At 66.7% G+C, this 20,053-nt stretch carries 13 protein-coding genes and 4 pseudogenes; 12 read left to right on the top strand and 5 right to left on the bottom strand.

Annotation, left to right across the window (positions count from 1 at the left end; translation table 11 throughout):
- Positions 1–40: 40 nt before the first annotated feature.
- The 9 genes and pseudogenes from LIV37_RS39325 to LIV37_RS39285 all read left to right on the top strand — a co-directional run.
- Positions 41–886, top strand: a complete 846-nt coding sequence (locus LIV37_RS39325; RefSeq protein ID WP_020872631.1) for an inositol monophosphatase family protein — start codon at positions 41–43, stop codon at positions 884–886.
- A 185-nt stretch (positions 887–1,071) separates the two neighbouring features.
- Positions 1,072–2,706 carry an IS21 family transposase gene (istA, locus tag LIV37_RS39320; protein WP_121823985.1) on the top strand — a complete coding sequence of 545 codons (1,635 nt, stop codon included), beginning with the start codon at positions 1,072–1,074 and terminating at the stop codon, positions 2,704–2,706.
- Positions 2,703–3,514: pseudogene (istB, locus tag LIV37_RS52190) on the top strand (IS21-like element helper ATPase IstB). The gene istA and the pseudogene istB overlap by 4 nt, the downstream one beginning before the upstream one ends.
- A 451-nt stretch (positions 3,515–3,965) precedes the next feature.
- A pseudogene (locus LIV37_RS39310) lies at positions 3,966–5,063 on the top strand (integrase core domain-containing protein).
- 1,021 nt (positions 5,064–6,084) lie between these two features.
- Positions 6,085–6,390, top strand: coding sequence for a hypothetical protein (locus LIV37_RS39305; RefSeq protein WP_214663128.1), 306 nt, complete (start codon positions 6,085–6,087; stop codon positions 6,388–6,390).
- Positions 6,387–6,647 (top strand): hypothetical protein, encoded by a 261-nt coding sequence (locus tag LIV37_RS39300; protein WP_020872625.1) that lies wholly within the window; start codon positions 6,387–6,389, stop codon positions 6,645–6,647. The genes LIV37_RS39305 and LIV37_RS39300 overlap by 4 nt, the downstream gene beginning before the upstream one ends.
- 482 nt (positions 6,648–7,129) lie before the next feature.
- Positions 7,130–7,348, top strand: a complete 219-nt coding sequence (locus tag LIV37_RS52700) for a hypothetical protein (RefSeq protein ID WP_020872624.1) — start codon at positions 7,130–7,132, stop codon at positions 7,346–7,348.
- Between the two features lie 264 nt (positions 7,349–7,612).
- Positions 7,613–8,408, top strand: a pseudogene (locus tag LIV37_RS39290) (helix-turn-helix domain-containing protein).
- Between the two features lie 33 nt (positions 8,409–8,441).
- Positions 8,442–8,818 (top strand): annotated as a pseudogene (locus LIV37_RS39285) (helix-turn-helix domain-containing protein); the annotation flags it as partial.
- A 98-nt stretch (positions 8,819–8,916) separates the two neighbouring features.
- Here the strand turns inward: LIV37_RS39285 and LIV37_RS39280 are convergent.
- The 3 genes from LIV37_RS39280 to LIV37_RS39270 form a co-directional block, all read right to left on the bottom strand.
- Positions 8,917–9,159 (bottom strand): DUF5302 domain-containing protein, encoded by a 243-nt coding sequence (locus LIV37_RS39280; protein ID WP_020872620.1) that lies wholly within the window; start codon positions 9,157–9,159, stop codon positions 8,917–8,919.
- 159 nt (positions 9,160–9,318) lie between these two features.
- Positions 9,319–10,734 carry a DEAD/DEAH box helicase gene (locus LIV37_RS39275; RefSeq protein WP_020872619.1) on the bottom strand — a complete coding sequence of 472 codons (1,416 nt, stop codon included), beginning with the start codon at positions 10,732–10,734 and terminating at the stop codon, positions 9,319–9,321.
- Between the two features lie 795 nt (positions 10,735–11,529).
- On the bottom strand, positions 11,530–12,321 hold the full coding sequence (locus LIV37_RS39270; protein WP_309471184.1) for a helix-turn-helix domain-containing protein: 792 nt from the start codon (positions 12,319–12,321) through the stop codon (positions 11,530–11,532).
- A 1,040-nt stretch (positions 12,322–13,361) separates the two neighbouring features.
- Here LIV37_RS39270 and LIV37_RS39265 point away from each other — a divergent pair.
- On the top strand, positions 13,362–14,429 hold the full coding sequence (locus LIV37_RS39265) for an integrase core domain-containing protein (RefSeq protein WP_121823986.1): 1,068 nt from the start codon (positions 13,362–13,364) through the stop codon (positions 14,427–14,429).
- Here the strand turns inward: LIV37_RS39265 and LIV37_RS39260 are convergent.
- Positions 14,363–15,595, bottom strand: coding sequence for an ISL3 family transposase (locus tag LIV37_RS39260; protein ID WP_274596676.1), 1,233 nt, complete (start codon positions 15,593–15,595; stop codon positions 14,363–14,365). The two genes, LIV37_RS39265 and LIV37_RS39260, sit on opposite strands and share 67 nt — an antisense overlap.
- Positions 15,596–15,929: 334 nt before the next feature.
- Entirely contained in the window at positions 15,930–16,955 is a 1,026-nt protein-coding gene (locus LIV37_RS39255; protein ID WP_020872617.1) for an Lrp/AsnC family transcriptional regulator, read from the bottom strand.
- Positions 16,956–17,100: 145 nt separating this feature from the next.
- On the opposite strand from LIV37_RS39255, the gene LIV37_RS39250 reads away from it, so the two are divergent.
- Both LIV37_RS39250 and LIV37_RS39245 read left to right on the top strand, forming a co-directional pair.
- Entirely contained in the window at positions 17,101–18,606 is a 1,506-nt protein-coding gene (locus LIV37_RS39250) for a type III PLP-dependent enzyme domain-containing protein (protein WP_020872616.1), read from the top strand.
- The gene (locus tag LIV37_RS39245; protein ID WP_243146088.1) at positions 18,603–20,024 is read left to right on the top strand and encodes a Na+/H+ antiporter NhaC family protein; all 1,422 of its coding nucleotides are present in this window, start codon (positions 18,603–18,605) and stop codon (positions 20,022–20,024) included. The genes LIV37_RS39250 and LIV37_RS39245 overlap by 4 nt, the downstream gene beginning before the upstream one ends.
- Positions 20,025–20,053 lie beyond the last annotated feature (29 nt).

Genomic DNA, 20,053 nt, shown 5'->3' with positions numbered 1-20,053 from the left:
TCTGGCTCCACTTGAGGTAAAGCCGTGCAAGGCTCACGGGATGGACTATGTGTTCGATGCTCTGCCCGTTGACCGGGAACTTCTTGACTTCGCTGTCCGCCTGGTCAGCCGTGCTGGGCAGATGTCCGTGAAGGGCTTCTTCGGTGACTGGCACAGCCGTCGCAAGGAGGACGGGAGCGAGGTCACCGAGGTCGACGAAGCGGTTGAGGAACTGATCAGAGCCGGGTTAGGCCGCCGTGCTCCGGAGGACGGGGTCTTCGGCGAGGAGGGAGGCGTGACCAGCGGAACATCCGGACGCCGATGGATCATTGACCCCATCAACGGCACGAGCTGCTTCACCCGCAGGGTTCCTCTGTTCTCGAATGATCTCGCCTACGAAGACGAGCACGGCCCGGCCATTGGCGTGATTAACCTGCCTCTGAGCCAGCAGATGGTCGTGGCCGGGCGTGGTCTGGGGTGCTGGGTGCTGCCTGGCCCGGAGCCGGACCTGCAGTCGGGATACCGTGCCCGGGTCACAGAACGGGCCAGCATCCGCGCAGCCAGGACCCAGATGCACAACCCGGCCGGCTGGCCGGAGGAACTCCTTATCGCTCTCCACCGTCAGGTCTTCCTGCTGCCCTCGACGGGCGGCATCGTGGATCTGGTCACGGGCCGTGCCGATGCGGTGGTGGTCGCCGGTCCGCCGATGGGCTACGAGGACGTGGCGCCGATGCCCGTCATCGTCACGGAGGCAGGCGGCCGGGTGACCGACCTGAGCGGGACGTCCGTGCTGGAGGGCGACATGACGGTGCTGGCCACCAACGGCCGACTCCACGACGCCTTCTTGCACCTGGTTTCGGGCTTGCCGCGCAGCCGTGACCTGCACGCCCTCGACATTGGTGATTAGTACGTCGGCCTGCGCCGCACCAATGGCTGGGGATGTTCGCGAGTACGCCGACAGGAAAGTCCGCGACGTGCCCTCATTGGAGTGAATGCACTGGTCCGTCCGCCCGGCGACGGCAGGGTTTGTGCGTCGATCACGGTCATGTCGGAGGCCGTGTTGCTTGTTCACGGTCGTGTCGGGAGGCCGGGATGGGTTTGTCACGGGCGGAGTTGTTCGCTGCGATCCGGAGGGATAAGCGTCTTGATCCGGAACTGTCGCAGCGGGCTCTGGCGGAGAAGTACGGGGTGCATCGCAGGACGGTGCGGCAGGCTCTGCTGTCTGCGGTTCCGCCACCGCGGAAGAAGCCGGCGCCGCGGGTCGCGGTCCTGGACCCGGCCAAGCCGTGGATCGACGCGATGCTGCGGGAAGACGCGAACGCGCCGCGCAAGCAGAAGCACACTGCCCGCCGGATCTACCAGCGTCTCGCCCAGGAGTACGACTTTGACCTGGTGTCCTATTCCACGGTCTGCGATTACGTGCTGGCCAGGCGCCCGCAGATTGAGGCTGAGGTGCTGGAGGGCCGCCGGCACCTGACCGGGATGGTTCCGCAGGTTCATCTGCCCGGCGAGGAGGCCGAGGTCGACTTCGCCGATGTCTGGGTCCGCCTGGCGGGCCAGGCCGTCAAGTGCCACCTGTTCACACTGCGGCTGTCGTACTCCGGCAAGGCCGTCCACCGCGTCTACGCCTCGCAGGCCCAGGAATCCTTCATGGAAGGGCATGTTGAAGCGTTCAACGTCCTGGGCGGAGTGCCGACCCGGCACATCCGCTACGACAACCTCAAGCCGGCGGTGAACCGCATCTGCACCGGCCGCAGCCGCATCGAGTCCGAGCGGTGGGTGTCTTTCCGGGCCCACTACGGCTTCGACGCTTTCTACTGCGTTCCCGGCGAGGACGGCGCCCACGAGAAGGGCGGGGTCGAGCACGAGGGCGGCCGTTTCCGCCGCACCCACCTGGTCCCGGTTCCCGAGGTTGCCACGCTGGAAGAGCTGAACGCGAAGATCGCCGAGATCGACGCGGCCGAGGACGAACGGATCCTCGCGGGCAAGCTGACCACCGTCGGTTTCAACTTCTTCACCGAGGCCGACCAGCTGACGCCGCTGCCGTTGGAGGAGTTCGAGTGCGGCATCACCCTGACGCCGAAGGTCGACCGCAGCAGTCGGATCACTGTCCGGCAGTGCTACTACTCGGTGCCGGCCCGCTTCATCGGCCAGAACGTGCGCGTGCTGCTGCGAGGCAACGAACTCCTCGTCTTCGAACGGCGGGAGATCGTCGCCCGCCACCCGCGGCTGACCCGCAGGGGCGACTTCCGCGACGAACTCGACCACTACCTGGAGATCCTGCTGACCAAGCCCGGAGCAATGGCCGGCTCGACCGCGCTGGTCACCGCCCGGCAGAACGGCTCGTTCACCGAGGTCCACGAAGCGTTCTGGGCCGCGGCCCGGACCGCCCACGGAGACGCAGCCGGGACACGGGCCCTGATCGAGGTCCTGCTGCTGCACCGCCGCATGCCCGCTGACGTTGTCGAGCAGGGCATGGCCGCCGCGATCCGGGCGGGCACCACCAGCGCGGACGTCGTCGCTGTCGAGGCGCGCAGGGCCGCCGCGCTGGCTCCGCCCCCAGCCGACGACGTGGACGACGAGGGTGACCCGCCGCCCTGGGCCGAGCCAAGCGGCGTGGTATCGCTGACGGCCCGCCGGGCTCAGCTGCCCGAGGACAGACGGCCGCTGCCGGACGTCGCCCACTACGACCAGCTATTGACACGTCAACCGAAAGGCACCGCATGAGCACAACCGAGACCAAGGCCACGCAAATCCCCTCACCCCGCCGCGACATGGGTCCGGAGGAGGCCGTGGACACGGCCATCGACGAGGCATGCCGGGCCCTGCACCTGCCGACGATCCGCCGTCGGGTCCAGGAGATGGCCGGCGCGGCGATGCGCCAGCGGTCCAGCTACAAGGACTTCCTTGCCGACCTGCTGGAGGCCGAGTGCGCCGAACGCGAGGAACGGCGCAAGCAGCGGCTGGTCCGGGACGCCAGCTTCCCCCGGCCCAAGCGCCTGGAGGATTTCGACTTCGAGGAGAATCCGAATGTCACGCCGGAACTTGTCGGCACCCTGTCCGACCCGGCCTGGGTCAAAGCGGGACAGCCGCTCTGTTTGATCGGCGACTCCGGCACCGGGAAGTCCCACCTGCTGATCGGGATCGGCACGGCGATGGCCGAGGCTGGGCTCAGGGTCCGCTACACGACCACGGTCAACCTGGTCAACGAGCTCGCGGAGGCCGCGGACGAGAAGAAGCTAACCCGCCTCATCGCCCGTTACGGCCGCGTTGACCTGCTCTGCCTGGACGAGTTCGGCTATCTCGACCTGGACAAGGCCGGCCCAAGCTGCTGTTCCAGATCTTCACCGAGCGCGAGGAGAGGCGGGCCATCGCGATCGCGTCAAACGCCCCGTTCTCGGAGTGGAAGCAGACCTTCACCGATCCCCGTCTCTGCACGGCGATCGTGGACCGGGTCACCTTCAACGCGCACATCGTCGAGACCGGAACCCAGTCCTACCGGTTCGCCCAGAGCCAGCGGAAGCGTCGCCGCTGACCTGCACCGACAACCGCGGCCGGCCTCCCTGACGGGAGGCCGGCCGCAGCCATTTCGGGCCCGGCCGTCAAGTCCCAGTGCCGACCGCGCACCATCGCCCGTTCTCGTCCGTCCGTCGCGGCCACTGGGCGGTCCGCGACCTGAGTCGAGTCGGGTCGGCAACCCTCCACGCACCTGTCGGGGGCGCGCTGACGGAGGTCCACCAAGGCTTCAAAACTACCGTCAACACCCCCCACCCGGGCCAGCGGAACCACCCGATCGAAGTGGGGCCAAATCACCTTGCTACAGGGGCGTGAATCACACCAATACACGCCCCCTCCACCCCGGCAGTGGAGCCAAAACAGCTCCGTGCAGTGGAGCCAAAACAAGTGCTTACAGACAGGTGGTCGGCCTCGTCGCTCTAGTCGGCGCTCTCGCGCAGCCGACAGTCCACGCGTCATGATGATCGACCGTGCTACTGCGACTGGCCTACCTGGGAATGACCAACACGTTCGCGCTGCTGCGCCTGCTGCCGAAGAGCGACCGGGACAAAGATGCGGAGATCCTGGCCCTCCGCCATCAGATCACAGTGCTCGAACGCCAACTCGGTAGTGATCGAGCACGGTTCACGCCGAGCGATCGGGCGTTCCTGGCGGCGCTGCTGCACCGGCTGCCGTTGCCCGCCCTGCGCCGTGTGCGATTGCTCGTGTGTCCTGACACGGTGCTGCGCTGGCATCGCAACCTCACCAGGGGCCGTCATGCCGCTTCATCTCGGCCCAAGCGACCCGGTCGGCCCCGTACCGTGCGCTCCATCCGGATTCTGGTGCTACGCCTGGCGAGGGAGAATCCAAGCTGGGGCTACAGGCGCCTTCACGGCGAGCTGCTCGTGCTGTAAGTGAAGGTGGCCGCCTCGACCGTCTGGAAGATCCTCAAGGATGCCGGCGTCGATCCGGCGCCCGACCGGAGCTCCAGCACGTGGACCGACTTTCCGCATTCCCAAGCCGACGCCCTCCTGGCCTGTGACTTCCTTGAGACGGTCACCCTGTCCAGCACGCGGATGTACGTACTCGCGGTGATCGAACACAGCAACCGCCGCATCCGGATCCTGGGCGCCACCGCACACCCGACCACCTCCTGGGTCACACAGGCGGCGAAGAACCTGGTCATGGACCTCGAGGACGTCGGATGCCGGGCACGATTCATGATCAGAGACAGGGACGGGAAGTTCCCCGCCCTGTTCGACGCTCTCCTCAAAGACACGGGCATCGAGGTCGTCCTCACCGGCATCCAGATGCCGAGAATGAACTCGATCATGGAAAGGTGGGTGCAGACCTGCAGACACGAACTCCTGGACCGGACCTTGATCTGGAACCAGCGCCACCTCCTCCACGCCCTACGGGAGTTCGAGGAGTTCTACAACTCCCATCGACCGCACCAGGGCATCGCGAACGCCCGACCGCTACACCCACTCCCCACACCAATCGACGATCCGGAGAAGCTCAGCCACCTCGACATACGACGCCACGACCGCCTTCGCGGCATCCTCCACGAGTACAAACCTGTCGCGTGACCTGCACGGACGAGGTATTCGGCAAGCGCCGGTCTCCCTCGACCACTGCCCCAGCGTTTGCACTCGTCGGCGCCATCCCTTTCACTCGCTTGGCACACTATTTACGCCGACAAGGCCCCGCACGGCCGTTTCGTTACGGCGCTCCAGAGCCGGATACGGCGCTCACGCCCTGGGAGTGCCCCATCTGCCGGCAAACGCCAAGGGGCTTTACCGCTCCTTGATGCAGGCCGCCTACGGCGACCAGGATGCCCGCGTGCCCACCGCCTGCGGAAACCGACCCGGAGAGATCACCGGCGGCCGCCCGTTCCCCGGTCGCATGGGGAGCGCGGCTCCGTGCTCCCACCCCGAAAGGGGGTCGGGAGCCGACAAGGGGCCTTATGCCTCTCGATGCACAGAGCATCCGAAATCAATGGGGTGACGCCAGGGGCCTACGGTTGACGACGGCACACAGAGGCGCGGTACGGCGCCGTAGGTCTACCGGATCGGGTGACGGACGAATCGGGCACCGTTGACACGTCTCCGAGTTGGGAGCACGAGCGCTCCCAGAGGGCTCCCCATTGCTCCCAGCCCGGAAACGGTTAAGGCCGCCTCCGCTACCCGCGGAAACGGCCTCCGACCTGCGAAAACGCTGGTCGGGACGACAGGATTTGAACCTGCGACCCCTTGACCCCCAGCGGTGTGGCAACTTTCTGTTACTTTCCATATCGCACCGTAGTGCGCTCCTGGGCGTCTTCCACAGTTCGCACCGCGCTCTGACGCCCCCCAAAAAAGAAAGCCGCCTGTCATGTTCTAGCCAGGAACAGCCCATACAAGACTCGAAGGATATCCTCCCGCAGGACGTCCCATTCCTGCCCAGCAGCCTGCGGTCATGATTCCCCAATGCCGTGGCGCCCACCACGCACCCGCTTGCCCACACGCCCACGCTGATCGACACCCGCACGGTATGGTACGAACAGCAATCCCCGCATTGGAGGTCATCGTGAGCGCGCAGCCAGACAGCCCACATGGACCGCTGATCCCCATGCCCGACCTCACCCCCGATGCACTGCGCGCGGCTGTGGCCCGGATCACTCCCAGCAGGATCCCTGCACTCACCCAGCATCTGTTCGAAGCAACTACAAACGCACAACAGGCACAGAGCCTCGCTCCCCTTCGGGCTTTCATCCACTCGTGGGCTGTGTTCATCGCCATCGAGCGACACCCGGAACGTGCAGCCCGCCTCCGTGAACTCGAACGAATCGTAGATACGGCCGAAGAAGACCCCACAACGGCCATCGATGAAATTCAGCAGATCCGCAAGACAGCGGAGGCCGAGGCCGGGCTGTGACCGACTGGACCTGGGAGTACAACCCCAGCGAGGAGCACGTCGCTGGCGGACTTGCGCCAGGCGTCATGGCAGAGGTTATGCGGCTGGCAACCGAGCTCGCAGCCCTCGGAGTTGACGCGGCAAAGGTGGGCCGCCCCTTGGACAGAGAAGGCGGACTCCGGGAATTCGACATTCTCGGCGGACGCGGCTTTATCAGCTTCCTCGCAGTAGCGCGCCACCACTGCGTCTACGTCTGCAATATCACCTGGTACGGCTGACGTCGCCCGCGTTGCGCTCGAGGCAGGAAGATCAATCGGCCTGTCCCGCTCGGAAGTACGATTCTGTTTCCGGCCTGTCGGCGACGGCTGAAAAGTGTTCCGGAACCAAAGTTGACCCTGAAGAGTGTGAATATTCCGATCAAGCTGCTGAGCTGGGCTTCCCTCGTGGTGAGCCGCTCGAAAAGTCATCGCCGCAGGTGAGCTGGATGTGATCAGTCCGCTGGGTGTGGGGCTCGGTTATTCATCGCTGCTGGTCAAACGCTGTGGGGCTCGAATAATCATTGCTCCTGGTCAAGAGGCATACCTGTACTCGTTGACCACGCCGCCGAGGACGTGGGTGCGCAGGACTTTGCAGCTGGCCGGCTCCAGGACTGGAGGTGGTTGTTCCTGGGCTTGGGGAGGTAGTTGACATCGTGTGGGGCTCGGAAAGTCGTCGCTGCAGGTGGCGTCAGGTATTCGGTCTCGGCTGGCAGCATCTCCACGTGACTGTCTCGCTGGTGTACAAGGTCGTTCGCAAACTGCTGTCCATACCCCGGGTACTGCTTCGCCGGGAAGCGACGAAGGACGCGGAGTTGCTCGTGCTGCGGCACGAGAACGCGGTGCTACGTCGCCAGATCAGCGGCCGGGTCCGGCATGAGCCCTTTGATCGGTTCTGGCTGGCTGCGCTGTCGGGGCTGATACCCCGCCACCGGTGGCGTTGAGTCTTCCCGGTCACGCCCGGCACCCTGCTGGCCTGGCATCGCAGGTTCATCGCGGCGAAATGGGACTACAGCGTGCGACACGCTCGGACCGGGCGACCACCGACCAGGGCGGCGCTCAGGGAGCTGATTCTGCGGCTCTGCCCTTGCCGAAAATATCATCCGCCCTGGTGGGAGGCGGTGCGCGGTGTACCTGAGGTCGACCGGCGAAGTCGCCCGAACGGACGTCTCGCGAGGTTGGCGTTCACCGCGGCAAGATGATCGACTGTGCTGCTGCGGCTGGCCTACCTGGGCGTGACGAATGCGTTCGCCATGCTGCGCCTGCTACCAATGGAGGATCGAGAGAAGACTGTCGAAATACTCGCCTTGCGCCACCAGATCATGGTTCTGGAACGCCAACTCGGCAAGGATCGGGTGCGGTTCGTTCCGAGCGACCGGGCATTTCTGGCGGCGCTGCTGCACCGGCTCCCCATGGACGTGCTCCGCGGAGTGCGGCTGCTGGTGCGTCCGGACACAGTGCTGCGCTGGCACCGCGGCCTTCTCGCACGCCGCCACGCTGCCGCCTCCCAGCCCAAGCGCTCGGGACGGCCCCGGACCGTGGGACCCTGGTGCTGCGCCTGGCGCGGGAGAACCCCGGTTGGGGGTATCGGCGCCTGCACGGCGAACTGCTAGTCCTGGGCGTGCAGGTGGCCGCTTCCACCGTCTGGGAGATCCTGCAAGAGGCCGACATCGATCCAGCACCCGAGCGGGCCTCCAGCACCTGGGCGGACTTCCTACGCTCCCAGGCCGACGTCCTACTGGCCTGCGACTTCTTTGAAACGGTCACCCTGTCCGGGGCACGAATGACCGCACCCTGATCTGGAACCGCCGACACTTGCTCCGCGTCCTGCGCGAGTTCGAGCAGTTCTACAACGCACACCGGCCGCACCAGGGCATCGGGAACGCCAGACCGCTGCACGCCTTACCGACGCCGATCGACGATCCTGAGCAGATCAGCCGTCTCGACATACGACGACGCGATCGACTCGGCGGGATCCTCCACGAGTACCAACATGCCGCATGACCTGCACGGATGACCCCCTCAGCAAGGGCAGCGTTGGTTCCGTATTCTGCCGCGCTCGACCTTCCCCAGGCCCTGGTCGAGTGGGTCACCATGCTCATCGTCACCCGCGAGTGTGACCGCCGCTGCAAGCTCCCACCGCACCAGCGTGCCCTGCTCGGCCTGGTGTACCTGCGCCGGCACGACACCCTCGCCCAGATCGCGACCGGGTTCGGCATCTCCGTCGGCACCGCCCACGCCTACACGACAGCCGTCGTTGGCCTGCTTGCCGACCGCTCTCCTGGCCTGCTGCGTGCCCTGCGCGAGGCGGACCCGGACTACGTCTTGCTCGACGCACCCTGGCAGAGTGCGACCGGGTCGGCGACGGCCGGGCCGACCTCTCCCACAAGCACCGCCGACACGGAGTAAACGTGTAGATGGTGACCGACCCGGTCGGGCGGCTGCTATGGATCTTGCCGACTATGCCCGGCCACGCGACTCTGGAGCGGCAATACTGAAAGAGCTCATTGACTCAGCCGCCGCTCTTGCGCCGGAACGACCGCTGGCTCGCAGCCGGGCCGTTCGCCCTACGGACCTTCGACGCCTCGACGTTCGCAGCGAGGTCAGCGGCGTCCGCCTGCACACTGCGCTTGCGCGCTAGGGCCTCCCGGAACTTGCGTTTCAGGTCGTAGTGGCCGTCGCTGTCGGGCACCAGGGCGGACGTCTCGGGGTCGGCCGGCTCCGAACCTTCTTTGGATACAGACTCTGCGGTCATGGCGACCTCCTGGGTTCGGGCAGTGGGAAGCACAGCTTGTCATGCCGAGCACACCACGAGGGCGTTCATCTCGCAGGTATATGCACCGGAGGGTTTCGGGCCGGGCTGGAGGTTTTCCGTTCCGGGGTCGGAAGCTTTCGACTATCAGGGCGACGGCTCTCAGCCGCCGCGACGCACCAGGGCCGCCTTGCGGGCTTCGGCGAGCTTGCGGGCCTCGCGGGCCTTTCGGGACTTGCCGCCGGCGCCGCGGGAGGTGTCCTTGCTGGTGCCCAGGCCGCGGAAGGGAGCGTTGGTGTTCTTGGGCCGGGGCGCGGCCGGCCCGCCATCGAGCGGGGTCCCGGAGGGGGCCTTGGCCCCGGTGATCCGGCTCAGCTCCGCCTCGCCCGAGCGTACCTTGGTGATGGTCGACTCGATGCCGGCCTCTGCCATCAGTCGGCTCATCTCGCGGCGCTGGCCCGCCAGCACCAACGTGACGACGCTGCCAGACTCACCGGCCCGGGCGGTACGGCCCGCGCGGTGCACATAGTCCTTGGGGTCGGTGGGCGGGTCGACGTTGACCACGAGATCGAGGTCGTCGACGTGCAGGCCACGGGCCGCGACATTGGTCGCCACCAAGACGGTGATCTGGCCGTTCTTGAACTGCGCCAGGGCCCGTGTGCGCTGCGGCTGGGACTTGCCGCTGTGCAGGGCCGCGGCGTGCACTCCGCTGGCTCGCAGATGCCGGGTGAGCTGGTCAACCGCGTGCTTGGTGTCCAGGAACAGCAGTACGCGGCCGTCGCGGGCGGCGATCTCCGTGGTGACGGCGTACCGGTCGGGGCCGTGGACGACCAGAACATGGTGGTTCATCGTCGTGACTGCGCCCGCGGACGTGTCGACCGAGTGGACGACGGGATCGTGGAGGTAGCGGCGGACCAGGTGGTCGACGTCGCGGTCCAGAGTGGCCGAGAACAGCAACCGCTGACCGTCGGGGTATACCTGGTCGAGCACCTCGGTCACGTGCGGCAGGAAGCCCATGTCGCACATCTGGTCGGCCTCGTCGAGGACAGTGATCCCTACCCGTCCCAGGCGGCAGGCCCTGCGCTCGATGAGGTCGTGCAGACGGCCGGGGGTGGCGACGACCACCTCGGCTCCATCGCGCAGCGCAGCGGCCTGCCGGCCGATCGACATGCCGCCGACGACCGTGGCCATCCGCAGCCGCAGTGCCTTTGCGTACGGCGCAAGCGCCTCGGTGACCTGTTGGGCCAGCTCTCGGGTAGGCACCAGGATCAGAGCCAGGGGCTGCTTCGGTTCCGCGCGCCGCCCAGCCATCCGTGCGAGCAGCGGTAGGCCGAAAGCGAGCGTCTTGCCCGATCCGGTGCGCCCGCGCCCCAGGACATCGCGTCCCGAAAGGGCGTTGGGCAGCGTGGCTGCTTGGATCGGGAAGGGCTCGCGCACACCGAGTTCGCTGAGCGTTCGCAGCACCTCGGCTGGTAGTTCCAGGCTGGCGAAGGAAGCGACCGGGGGCACCGTGGGCGCAGTGGCCATGAGCGGGGCGGGATCGCTGTGCGAGGTGCCGGGGAGGTCAGGGTGATTCATGAAGAGCCTTCCGCATGCGAACGTACCGAGGAAGGCCCGGTAGGAATGAGCAGTCGATGAACAAGAGGAACCGGACAGGCAGGATCAACCGTCACGAGCACGCAAAAGCATGAGGCTAACACGAAGTGACAGCCCCGCGTCCCGAGATCGCGTCCCGGCAGTCCCGGCCTCAGTCGGCCGTCAGCCCGCTACTTCCCCCCGCTTCGCCCACGCCGAAGCCTCTGGATGCACGGCTGCAGCGTGACGTGCACGAACGAGGCGTTCAGCAAAGGCGCCACAGCCCTTAGCCGTGCCGGTGGCGAAGAACGGCCACCTGCCACCCAGGAGTTGTGCGGTGGAGCGGGCGCGCCGGCTCCACCGATGACGCACCCGTGACGCCGCGAAGGCACGGCTGCGACGGCACAGGTGCGGCCCTGCGGCCACCATGCCTGTGCATATAAAGGTCCGCACGCCGCGCCCGACGACACCGGAGGTGTCCCCGGTGCGCGTTCCACGCATGCGGAGCGGGGCGGAGGTATCGGACCCTGCCTGGGCCGACCGCGCGTACGTCGAGCTCGGCCATGGAACCCGGCCCTGTGCCGCTCGAAAAGTCATCGCTGCTGATCAGGCGGCATAGCGGTACTCGTTGATGAGACCGCCGAGGATCCGGGTACGCAGGACTTTGTGAGTGTTGAGGTCCTGCGCCACGGCAGGTTGTGCAGAGGCGTCGGGTGGGAACTGATGGCGCGCTTGGTGGGGCCGGTGTTCGTTGTAGTGCCGCTCGTAGGCCGCGACGAAGTTGCGGGCGTGGGACGTTCATGATGAGGACGTGGTCGAGGGCTTCGCGTCGGATGCTGCCGATAATGCGTCGCAGTGCGCGTTCATACCGGGAGCCCGTGGCGCACTGTTGAGAATCTCCATCTCCTCGGCCCGAAAGACGGCGTCGAACGCCTCGATGTACTTGCCATCGCGGTCGCGCAGCAAGAAGCGCAGGGACTCGATGTGTACGCCCAGGTCGACGGTGATATTCCTCGCTTGCTGCACTGCCCAGTCCCGTGTCGGGTGGACGGTGACCCCAGTGATGTGCAGTCGCCGGGTGCCGTGCTCGAGGAACGCCAATGCGTACAACCGCCTGCCGAGGGCGGTGTCGATGTGGAAGAAGTCTGTCGCGCTGATGCCCTCGGCTTGCGCGGTCAGGAACTCGCGCCAGGTGGGACCTGAACGACGTGGCGCGGGGTCGATGCCGGCCGCGTGGAGGATCTCCCACACCGTCGAGGCGGCGATCCGATGCCCGAGTCGGGCCAGCTCCCCTTGGATCCGCCGGTGCCCCCACCTCGGATTCTCCCTCGCCAGCCGCACGACGAGCTTCTTGATCGCTGCCGGGGTGGGTGGGCGACCAGTGCTCCGGCGCGCGGTGTCGTCCCATTGCGTGGCGATGAACCTGCGGTGCCAGGCAAGCAGGGTGGCGGGGGTGACAGGGAAGATCTCGCGCCAGTGGCGCCGGGGTATCAGCCCGGACAAGGCGGCGAACCAGAACCGGTCTGCGGGCTCATAGCGGACCGATCCGGCCAACTGGCGGCGCAGGACAGCGTTCTCGTGCCGCAGCACCAGCAGTTCCGCGTCCTTCGCCGTCCCGCGACGCAGGAGCACCGATGGAACCGTCAGCAGCTTCCGGGTCACCTTGTACAACAAGGACACGATCACGGAGGACGTGATCCCAGCAGCCCCCGCTCACCTGTGGCGATGACTTTTCGAGCGGTACAAGGTGTACCGGATCGGGTGACGGACGAATCGGGCACCGTTGACACGTCTGCGAGTTGGGAGCACGAGGGCTCCCAGAGGGCTCCCACTTGCTCCCAACCCGGAAACGGTTAAGGCCGCCCCCGCTACCCGCGGAAACGGCCTTCGACCTGCGAAAACGCTGGTCGGGACGACAGGATTTGAACCTGCCACCCCTTGACCCCCAGTCGGGTCGAGCCTGAGCGGCGTGCTCCGGTTCGTCCTCCCAGGTCACGCTGACGCACAATCAGCCGAGTAAAGGGGTCGACCCTTTTCGGCTTCTGCGCCCCGAGGTGCCTAGGATCTGGCTTCGTGACCGGGCGTCGCATATGTACAGGATACGCTCGGAGTCACGCCCAGCACAGGCCCAAACCATCCACCGCACGCGCTGGCAGCTCACCAGACAGAAACACGCTCCTCGCCAAGCTGGACGCAATTTTCGGCACCCGCAACGCCAGCGCCAGGGACGCGAGGGCACTTGACGGGGTTCGGCGTACGCGCTTGCGGCTACTTCCCGCCTCACTGCCCTTGCCGGACGTGATCGGCGACTCAGGGGCACGCGTCAGACATGAGCAGCTGAGATACCTCGTTGAAATATGGACATGTCACTACAGCATCTCAGTTGGCGTCACATCATGCTGAACTTTGATATCTGAGCATGGATAGCAGCCTTTGTGATGAAGGACACAAGGTGACTGTTGGTAGTAGTTTAGACCTCATCTGCTGAGGTGACTTGTTGCGGCGGATCTCAACAGGACAGGAGCCGTTACTGTCGGTCACCAAATCGGCTGTGGGGTTCCAGAACTCGGCCAGGCCCCGTGACCAGCGACAATCGGTCAAGCACCACAGGGCAGGCAGAATCATGTCTCGTGTCCTTACGCCTCCTCTACCTGGTCATCACTCGGCTACTCAGCTGCTTTGCGTTACTCGGGCGTTCCTCAGCGTCCAAGAACATCGAGCTGCTCATTCTGCGTCATGAGGTCGCTGTGCTGCGCCGTGGCAACCCGAAGCCCCGTCTCGACTGGGCCGACCGTGCCCTCCTTGCGGCACTGGCCCGACTCCTGCCGAGGAAGCTTCGAGCACACCGGCTGGTCACCCCCGGAACACTGCTGCGCTGGCACCGCCGTCTGGTGACACGGAAGTGGACCTACCCGCACCAGGTAGGCCGCCCTCCCATCGACGAAGCCATAGCCACGCTCGTCGAACGGCTCGCGCGGGACAACCCCTCATGGGGGTACAAGCGAATCCAAGGCGAGTTACAGGCACTGGGCTATCGCATAGGTACGTCCACCATCCGCAGAATCCTCAGACGCCTGCACATACCCCCAGCACCCAAACGGCAGACCGACACGACGTGGCGACAATTCCTGCACGCCCAGGCATCCACCATGCTCGCCGTCGACTTCTTCCATGTCGACTGCGCAGTGACCCTGCGACGGCTGTATGTGTTCTTCGCGATAGAGGTCGACACCCGCTACGTGCACATCCTGGGCACAACGCCTCATCCCAACGGCCCCTGGACCACTCAGCAGGCACGCAACCTGCTGATGGAACTTGGCGACCGAGCGTCCGCGTTCACCTTCCTGGTACGGGACCGGGCCGGACAGTTCACCACTGCTTTCGATGCTGTCCTGGCCAGCGCCGGCATCACCGTAGCCAAGATCCCTCCACGCAGTCCACGGGCGAACGCGTACGCGGAGAGATTCGTACTCACCGTCCGCTCCGAAGTCACCGACCGCATGCTCATCTTCGGCCAACGCCACCTACAGGACGTCCTGAGTGAATACGTCCGGCACTACAACGGCCGAAGACCCCACCGAGCACTCCAACTACAGCCGCCACAACCCAACCGCCCCATCACAAGCCTCACTCACGAACGGATCAAACGCCGCCCCATCCTCAGAGGCCTCATCAACGAGTATGACAGAACAGCGTAAACGCGCAGGTCAAGACAGCGGGCTAGTTCTGGAACCCCACAGGTCACCTCGCGGGCCTTCGGGACGGGCGGCCGGGTAGCGGGTTTGGTGTTTTCCTGGAGCCGCAAGAGGAAGCGGCGGACCGTCCGTTCGCTGACAGACAGTCCGCGGTCGGCGAGTTCGCGGTGGAGGCGGCTGGTGCTGGTGCAGCCCTCGGCCCAGCGGGCGGCGAGGTAGGCGGCATGGCCATCGAGGCTGCTCTGTCGACCAGTGGGGCTGGCACCGATCAGCTCGTCCGCCGTGGCTGCGCGCATATTCTTGCGGATGGTCTTCGGGTCGAGACGGAGTTCGGCGACGATCTGGCCGATGCCCATCCCCTTGTCCATCAGCGCGTGGACTGCGGCGTGACGTTCGCGGATGCGCTGGGCCCGTAGTCCCTCAGGCTTCTCCGGTACGGTGACCTCCGGTTTCTCCGGCGGGGGCGGGACCCACTGCGGCCGGAGCTGGGCGACGAGCCGCTCGGCGGCGTCGCCGAGGTTCTGCCACAAGTGGAAGCGATCGGCGACCTGGACCGCGTCGGCGGCGCCCTGATCGGCGCCTTCGGCGTAGTAGCGGGCCCGGTCACGACAGATGACTTCGACGCCTGGGTGGTGGGTGAGCCAGCTGGCCAGCGCGTCGGCGGAGCGTTCGGGCAGCAGGCCCACTGGCCTGCGGTTTTCCATGTCGATCAGAACAGTGCCGTAGTGGTGGCCGCGCTTGAGTGCGAAGTCGTCGACGCCCAGGACCCGCACCGGGCCGACCTCGGGGTCAGGCAGGGCACGGATGAGCCGCAGCATCGCGTCCTTGCCGACGCCGATCGCCTGGAGCTCGGTGAGGCGGGCGCCGGCTCGGCCTCCGAGGGCCAGTGCGATGGCCTCCCGGATGGTGCGTAACAGCGTGGTGCAGCGGCCGTGCCGGAAGGTCAGCCCCGGGATCTGCTCGGCGAACGTCTTCTTCGGGCAGTCCGAGCTGACGCAGAAGAATCGGCGAACCCGCAGGTGAAGTACGGTCTGCTGGCTTGATATCGCGGCGTCGGACATCTTCCGCTCGTAGCCGCTGTGCACCCGCTCCGACACCGCGCCACAGCCGGGACAGACCGCCGACGGCTCCCGCCCTCTCGCCTGGATCCGGACGGTACGGCCCGTCACCCGGACCAACCCGACGTGCAGGAGGGCGAAGTGAGGGAAGAGGACGGCAAGCAGATCATCAACGGACACCCGGAATGATCACGAGCCGCCAAGATCGACATCTCAAGTTTCACGAAAACCGCGACAGAGCCCAGCAGTGTCCGTTGACAAGGGAGAGCGCATGCATGTGCGAGCCAGGCCCAAGCGGTCACAGGACGGATGACATCGGCCGCGAGACGGCGCCGCGCAGAGGAGCAACCGAGGACTCCGCCAATGCGCCATGGCCCCGCTGCCGAATGGACCGGGCGACCGCCGCACAGACCGGACCCCCGACGCCTACCGCATCCCATCCCTGTCAGGACTCCGCCAGCACCTCGACATTGGGCGCCACATTGCCGATGCTTCGTCCCTCAGCATTCAGCAGTCGGCCCATCTGCTTGACGGTGTGAAGGCAGGTGGCCCGATCGACGATGGTCACATGGGGGGAACGTTCGGCGATCAGCGCCTCCAGCCGCGGCAGATCGCCGAGCGTCCGCAACCAGACCATCAACAGCAGGTTGCGGCGCCCTGTCAAGCCGCAACATAGCCGGACGTCCTGGAGCGCCGTCAATGAGCGCGCCGCGGGCTCCAGGTGCTGCGACGGGACGCTCGCCCAGCACACCGCGGTCACCGGCGAGCCCGATATGGACTGCGCCACCTCGCAGCGTAGCCGCAGCAGCCGACTCGCGAGCAGCCGTTTGACGCGGCGGCGCGCGGTGGGCTCGCTGATCCCGGCACGGTCGGCCAGCACGGTGAACGGCATGCGGCCGTCCTCGTGCAGCAGCCGGTACAGCTCCTGATCCGTGGCATCCACCCGTGCCCCGCCCACTGCCGCGGGCAGCGTCCCGAGCGACTCGAGCACGTGCTGCTGCGACCGCTCCAGACTGCGCAGCCGCCACCGGCTCGCCTCGCTGTATCCCACGGTCCGCATCTCCACTCGGGACGACCGCACACCGGGCAGACGGTCGATCGTGTGGCGCAAGTAGGCGGACACCGCCGCGGGCGTCCTCAGCGCGATCACGACCAGTAGACCGTACGGGCCCGTGATGTGGTGGACATAACGGACAGGGCGCTCGGCACTGAGCGTCGCCGCCACTGCCTCCAGCTGCCCCGGTCCGCACTCGATCTCGATGTAGGCCATGCAGAAATCACCGTGCAGCGCCGGCCCGGCGACACAGGTGACCCAGGCCAGTCCGGTGCCGCACAGGCGCCCCCAGCGGCGCGCGACCGTCATGGGGTCCAAGTCCAGGGCCTGCCCCAGTTGAGCCCAGGAGGCGCGAGGGGTGACCTGCAACGCGTTGACCAGCGCCAGGTCTCTTTCGTCGACGATATCCTGCACCACACCACGTCTCTACCACATGGATTCCTGGGCGCCTACCCACGTTCAACGTGTGGACGTGACGTTTTCCCGCGTATGTGACGACTTCTCGTGGAGTTCCTCGACTCTGGTGCACGCCACGGGTGCTTCACAGGAGGTCGCGGTCGACATGTATGCGCACGACGACAAGAACAGCGGGGAAGGACGAGTCAGCGGCACGGGCGGCTCCGGGACATACCGCCGGGTCGATCCCGGCCGGCGCGACGGGGTTGTCCGCGAAGCGGTCCGTGCAGGTCTGATCGGCGCCGACCACCTGGTCGCGGGCTTCTTCGACGCTGACGGCGTCCGGGAGTCCGTGCGATATCTGCGGGAGGCGTTCGGTGATGCCCCGGTCCTGCACACATTCGCCGCCAAGGCCGCGTCCTTGGTCCCCGTGCTGCGTCTGCTCGCTCGGTCCGGCATGGGATGCGAGGTCGCCAGCCCGGGTGAGCTGGCGCAAGCCCTTGCCGCGGGTTTCTCGCCGGAGCGGATCGTTCTGGACTCACCGGCCAAGACACAAGCCGAGCTGGCGCACGCGCTCTCCCTGGGCGTAGCGGTCAACGCCGACAACTTCGCCGAGCTGGACCGGATCGGGACACTGCTCTCGGCAGGTGACAGCTCCTCGGTGTGCGGTTTGCGGATCAACCCGCAGGTCGGCGCCGGGTCGATTGACGCCATGAGCACCGCGTCGCGGAGCTCCAAGTTCGGTGTTCCGCTGCAGGACACCGGAGCCCGGCGGCGCATCCTCGGCGCGTTCGCCGGGCGCTCCTGGCTCACCCGAGTGCATGTGCACGTGGGATCACAGGGATGTTCCCTGGAACTGATCGGCGAAGGGGTGCGCGCTGCGTACGAACTCGCGGAGGAGATCAACACCGCGGCAGGTCGGCAGCAGGTCACCAGCCTGGACATCGGCGGCGGCCTGCCGGTCAACTTCGACGACGACGAGATCCGCCCTTCTTACGCGGACTATGTCGAGCAGCTGAGGACCAGTGTGCCGGGGCTCTTCGACGGACGCTATTCGCTGGTGACGGAGTTCGGGCGCTCGCTCGTGGCCAAGAACGGCTTCATCGCCGCGGTCGTGGAGTACACCAAGGACACCGGCGGCCGCCGGATCGCGTTGACGCACGCCGGAGCCCACGTCGCGACCCGCACCGTCTTCATGCCACAGGCGTGGCCACTGCGGGTCGGGGTGTACGACGCCGAGGGGCGGCCCAAACGTGGGGCGCCGCGTGTGCAGGACGTCGCGGGACCATGTTGCTTCGCCGGTGACCTCGTGGCCCGCGGAGTCGAACTGCCCGAGCTGGAATCGGGAGACGTCCTAGTGCTCCACGACACCGGCGGCTACTACTTCTCCACGCCATGGTCGTACAACAGCCTCGCCCGGCCCGGCGTGCACGGCTTCACCACTCAGGGACCGGCCATACGGTTCGCCACGGTCCGCCCGGAGCAGTCCCTCGAGGAGATCCTCGCCGAGAGCGGCGCCGACCAGGCGGACGCCCTCCTCTCCCTTGGTAGGCCGGACCGCACGACACCGGCCGCCGGCCCACCCGTCTCCTTGACCGCTCCCCCCAGCCCGCCAGGGACCACGATCAACGACCGCGATGACCACGAGGTCCGGAGCGCACCATGTCGATGACCAAGACCCCCCCCGCTGCCGCGGCCGCGCCCCGGCGCGGACGCTCGCTGCGGACGGTCACGCAGTACGCCATCGCGGGAGCCGGCCTGATCGCCGCGCTGGTGCTCGGTTTCCTGGTGCACACCCCGACGATCTGGGGTCTGCTCCCGATCGTCCTTTACGCGGTGCTCTCGCTGTGCGGCATGAATCTCCTGCTGGCCACCGTGATCTCCCTGCTGGCCGGGGTCGTCCTCGCGCAACGTCCGCCCACGGACGTCGGCATCCTCCTTGGCAGCGCGCTCGGTGACACGGTGACCGTCATCGGCGTCATCTGCCTGCTGGGCTCCGGCCTGGGTGAGGTACTGCGGCAGACAGGAGCCGCGGACCTCCTGGTCCGCGGCGTCATGCGCGTCGTCCGGCGGGACAGCCAACTGGCGATCCAACTCGGCGTGATGATGTCCTGCCTGGTACTGGTCTTCGCGCTCGGCACGCTCGCCGGTGCGCTGGCGATCGCCGCACCGATCCTCATCCCCATTGCAGCACGTGCCGGTTTCACACGCTCAGCGACGGCCAGCATGATGTTCCTGGGCGGCTGTGCGGGGCTGGCGCTGGCCCCCTTCGCCGGGTCGAACATCGCGATCCTGGACGCCTCCGGAGTGGAGTACGGGACCTATGTCCTCGTCGCCGCGGGCCCCCTCGCCCTGCTGTCCCTGCTGCTCTCAATGATCGTCGTGCCGCGTGTGCAGCGCCGCTCGGCACTTGGCGGCGACGACCTCTACGAAGACGACCTGCCCGGAGCGGACGAGCAAGCCCCTGGGCCCCGTACCGTGCGCGCCACCTGGGCATTCGCGGTAGTCCTCGTGGTCTCGGTGGCCTACGCCACGATGAGCAAGGGAGGCACCGCCTTCCCCTTGTTGGCCCTCCCAGTGATGGCCGTGGTCACCGCCATGGCCGGCGGGTTGTCCGTGAGGGACACCATCGACGCGCTGTGCCGCGGCGCGGGACGGATGGTGGAGACCTTCCTGCTGTTCTGGATACTCGCCGCGTTCTTCCAGATGGTCAACGAACTCAAGCCGTACGACGTCCTCCTGGACTCGTTCGGCCCGCAGCTGCACGACCTGCCGGCGCTGTCGTTCGCCATAGCGGTGGCGCTGCTCGGTTGGCTGGGCGTCCCGGGCGCTACCGCCGCACACGTGGTGCTGCTGAACAACGTGTTCGGTCCACTCGGCACCAGCCTCGGGCTCACCCCCGCCACGTGGGCTGTGACCTATCTGTGGGGTTCCAAAGCCGACACCTACGGCCCTTTCCCCAACCCCAACATGATGTCCGCCCTCGGCTTCGCCGAAGCCACCCGCCTCAGGACGCTGCTCTCGGTCGGCTGGCAGGTGCTCATCCCCGCCGCGGTCATGTACGGCCTGATCCTGACGTTGCTGGTCTGAGACGCACCCGCCCGAGTCCTGCATCACAC

Source organism: Streptomyces rapamycinicus NRRL 5491 (assembly GCF_024298965.1).
In the GTDB taxonomy this organism is placed as follows: Bacteria; Actinomycetota; Actinomycetes; order Streptomycetales; family Streptomycetaceae; genus Streptomyces; species Streptomyces rapamycinicus.
This window is presented reverse-complemented; position numbering and strand designations above follow the sequence as displayed.